The organism is Mucilaginibacter sp. P4_G9 (genome assembly GCF_056400985.1).
On the sequence record NZ_JBFUKF010000397.1, the window covers coordinates 1 to 4,549 of the forward strand.

A 4,549-nucleotide genomic window follows, 5' to 3' on the forward strand; every position below is an offset into this window, starting at 1 on the left:
AAACGCTGGAGGTATGGCTCCAACTCTGAACAGATAATCAAGTTTATAATATGAGTATGCAGACACGTAATACATTTCTAATTTGTGTTCTACATTAAATATGTCTGTTCCGATAGACTTTAGTAAGGCCTTATAGTTTCTGGTTGTCCTGTGTGGTACTTCAAGAAATACGGACGCAAAAGCACGTACCAAAGTAGTCATATTGATAACTCTGACTTTTTCAACCGTTTCATCAGAATTGTATTGCCTTGATCTCCTCTCATAGTATAATCGTTTTGGACCTTCATATGTAGGAAAATATGTTTCTAGCTTCTTAGGGAAGTCAGCTAAAGCAAATAATTGTTCCTGAGTTACCTCCGTTTGCCTATTTGTTGCTTTAATTATCGAGTTTCGCACGTCAACGTCTTTGGTCGCAACTATGCGCACTGGCACTAAAACATCTGCCGTTAGATGTGCCCTTGATTCGTACAAAACGAAACTAGTTTGACACCCATTTACAACTTGATAATCTTCCAAAACGAAACGATTACCGGTAGGTATTATCCGACGTGCTATGATTGTTACGCCATTGTTTAGTAATGGAAAATAAATCTTAGAGTTCACATCCTCAAGTGTTTCCTTTATCTCTTTATTGACTGCATTCCATTCTTGCCAATGTCTAACATTATCATAAAACAATGATGTGATGACTTCTTCATTGCTGTTTTGAATCAACTTGAGATACTCAATCGAACTCAGCAAGCCTATATAGGCCTGTTCAATATTAGGCAATTCCGGTAAAGCAGTCTTTTGAGGGAAATTAATTTCAGTCGAAATAGCATTCTTAGATTCTCTAAAGAGTTTTTGTATTCGCTCGGCATCTATGAACTCAAACTCAACTCGTCGGAACAATGTTAACGCTCTTAAATCATCTAAAACAGCACCTTTTCGTGCTACCAAGTTGGTGTCATTTACCCATTTCCCGGTAGTTGAATAATACAAATAGCATTGAGGGTTACCCTTTTTAAATTTACCACTCCTATTAAATATTTCACTTACTATCTTGTATTTGGCCTTTAGATACTTGTTTTGTGGTAATGCAGGCTCTGTTGAAAGAAAGTCTATCACTCCGAAACTGAACTGTCCAACTTTAGCGGTCTCAAAACTGCTTGACCGCTCTGCTTGGTTAAAGATTAATGTTACATCGAGATATCCATTTGTTTCTGCAAGATCTTCAATTTCTACATAATCGGTAACTAGGCAGCCATTGACAATGATTGAAATCGTGTCGATTCCTCCGTCCCCCCCAGCACCGATATGTATATCTTCTGAAGAGAATGTTTCAGTGTAGTGGTTAGATGTAACGAGATAACCCGTAAAATGTTCAAATGCGGTTTCTTCTACAAGTGAGGTTAAATCGTTTTGTTTAACAAACTCTTCAAGTAAAGATTTAGTGATGCGATCCATTTATCTAATGTTATAATGAAAAATAATATTTATGCCGAACTTTTGGCATTTAATGCTTTAACACCATTCAATGCGCCTTTAGCGACCTCTTCCTTCATTTCCAGGTATAGTTCATAGAAATATTGAAGGTGTGGGGCTGAATGATTGAAATTCTTAAGGATTTCGTATTTTCGGTCGAGGATTAGCATGTTAGGGTATCCATATCCTTGAATTATCATGTTAAACATTATTACGTAGAGTTCATTCTGAGAAAGTTGAGCCCTTACAATGCTCGCGTAATATTTTCTTCGTTTGTCATCAATTAGTTTTGACTTGTCTATGTACTTATAGATGTGGTAGAGGTTTCTGAAGTAATGATTAAGGAGGGATTCAAATAAATCATAATAATGGGAGTGATAAAAACCTACGATTCTTTCTTTAGCTTCTTCTTTTGATTGTATCGATCGTTTGCCATAGCGGTCACTGGTTTCTTTCTGCTGTTCTTCATTGTATTCAAACTCTATAGGTCCTTCGCAAATGTCTCGTAATAAGTAGAAGGCTTGATTGAATACTCTTTTTCCAACTTCATGAGTAGTATTTGAATTGCCAAATATGTGATTTGTTCGCAGATATTCTAATTGCTCCACTATCTGATTGTAAAGGTTTAAGAGATTGAACAAGGAACTTTCAAATTGGCTAACATTACTTTTATCTTGTTGTTCTTTGAGTTGTGTTTCCGTTCTCTTTTGAGCATTATTATTTTGATATTGTTGAACAAACAGAAAGATGAAAGCACCAAATGTTGCTAAAGAACCTACAGCACTAAGAACATCAACTATATCATGATCTGGCTTTAGAAGTACCATTTATAAACTTTGTTTAAAGGTTTAGTTTCGACGAATTTATCGATTTTATTCATTAGTCGCAAGATACTCTGCGAGCCGCCTGCGAATAGAGGAGAGGATCTTTGTGGAGGTAGCACGAAGTGCGGCCACAAAGAATGCTTCACACAAAAAACTGGCGTTGCGTTTGACTTTTTAGGGCTGTGCCTTGGCCTTTCAAACGCCATGACAGTTGTGAAGTCCTCGACGAGACGCAGGTGAGCAAAAATTATAATGAGCGACTGGCTTTATTAAATCTTGAGCGTTGCAAGTGTCACCTGGTCGAATAGACCAAGTGAAAGCGCAGCATAAGTGAAAGGTATATAAAGACAGAGACAGCTCATGTGATGAACGACTTTGCGCCCTCAAATAGCATGACAGGCAGCATCAGTAAGGTCCGGTAAGATCTGCACATTTTTTTGTGGGTGGTATAATGAGTAAGGGAATGAAATAAAAATGTGCGAATCTTAATAGAGTGGTGGCCTTGATGCGGTGAGATGCAATGTGCTGAAAGCTTATTGCAGCGAAACGAAGCCTGGCGTGATATTGTGCGGTGCTTAAGAGGGAATCACACATATCTTCCTGGTGGGTGAAAGGCCTATGCGCCCTGCCATCAAGCATAGCTATCCTTTCCCTCTTAAACAACTTCTTAGGGAAAAGGATAGCGTAGGCTTGTGGTAAATAAATTAATTTTGCAAATACTTTATGACGGCATCGACGTCATTATAATCACAGACTTCAATTTGCGGATTTCTTCGCTTTAGTTCGCTAAACAATGCTTCACCTGTTATAGATTGGTTTGTTTTAGAAGTCATCTCTATTGCTAATAATTTTTTTAATTGCTCATCTGAATAGGCACCATAAAATTTAATTGCTTTATTCTGGCTTTCATTATTACATTGTGTGATATCCTTTTCCTTCTTTGACATATAATTCCAGATACTATTATCAAGGTTAGCAGGAGTAAGGTTTAATCTCTCAGCAGTTTTCATTAATAAAAGATGAGCATATTCATAAGTAGGTTCATTTAAATTAGTGCAGGCAAGTTTGATAAACGCCTTAATACGAACGTCAATAGCAACAGTATTTTTAAAACCAACCAAAATCTTTAAGTAATCAATCGTCTTTTCTTTAATGCCTTTGACATTGGAAAGTATTATGATGTTTTCGCTTTTAAGAAGCCAATTATAGAACTCATCTTCAGTTTCTATTTTATATTTTAATAATAAATTGACCAGTTGATTGATACGGTCAAGCTTTTGGCCATTCATGTTAATAATATGTGAAAGGTCACTTGTTTGTATAAGATTGTGGAAATCAGAGGTGGTCTTTATATATGCATAATCACGTTTAAAGTTATCCACCCTGGGCTTTACAACAAATTGGTAATTCAGGCCAGCTTGCAATATACCATCGATCAACGTGGCTCCCATATTATTATAAGTCAGATTTCTTGAACTGTCTTGACTTAACGTTACCACATCACCAGCGGTTAAGATATAGGAATCGGAGACATTTAGGAATTTGAAGTCTTGTAACTGATTGATGTAGTTTGTAAGGTCGACAATGTGTTCTTCCATAGTGATTGTGTGAGTATTTAGGTGTTCATACTATAAGTTGTCTAAATATACTAAATCGAAAGACCATTATAGATGTTTCCGAAGGATTGAGTCAAAATAGAGCCATTTATTTATAAACTAAATGATTTAAGTGGATTAATTGCTTAAGATATATCCTTTATAACATCAAATAAAAATCCAACCTTAAGACATAAACATAGCTTATCAACAAAAGAGAGCTAAGACAATCGTAGCCTTATGTCTTACTTTATGGCATCAATTGCATTTACATGCAGACCTTTCAACATATTCTTTAAAACAATAGCTGGAATACAACAAATTAACACCCGAAGAAGAAAGGGTAATACTATACAAAGGTACCGAGCGCCCATATTTCAGGAATATAATTGCCAATTAAAACCGACCGAGATATTTTGTTTTTCCACAAATTGTATTATAGCGCGGTTTCCAGTACTTAATTCCGAGATTCTCATCCAGCTTAAGCTAAATCATTATGCATTCTTCAATAACTGCCGGTGTTAAGTAAAGTAATTTATAATGTTAAATTATTTTATCCAGCAAGTTTTTACACTATGCTTTTTAGGGTTCAATTTTAATTAGCTGTAATCAAGTTCCATAATTTTCTACTTCGTTAAATGGTTTAAAAAGTTATTGCACTAAGTG

Annotated in this window: 3 protein-coding genes; all 3 read right to left on the reverse strand. The window is 35.9% G+C overall.

Annotated features, from left to right (window positions below; translation table 11 throughout):
• Positions 1–1,446: AIPR family protein (locus AC1DPZ_RS22420; protein ID WP_477407634.1), on the reverse strand; the 1,446-nt coding region annotated here is incomplete at its 3' end.
• Positions 1,447–1,475: 29 nt separating this feature from the next.
• Entirely contained in the window at positions 1,476–2,291 is an 816-nt protein-coding gene (locus AC1DPZ_RS22425) for a putative phage abortive infection protein (RefSeq protein ID WP_477407636.1), read from the reverse strand.
• 701 nt (positions 2,292–2,992) lie between these two features.
• Positions 2,993–3,886 (reverse strand): hypothetical protein, encoded by an 894-nt coding sequence (locus tag AC1DPZ_RS22430; RefSeq protein ID WP_477407638.1) that lies wholly within the window; start codon positions 3,884–3,886, stop codon positions 2,993–2,995.
• Positions 3,887–4,549: the final 663 nt, after the last annotated feature.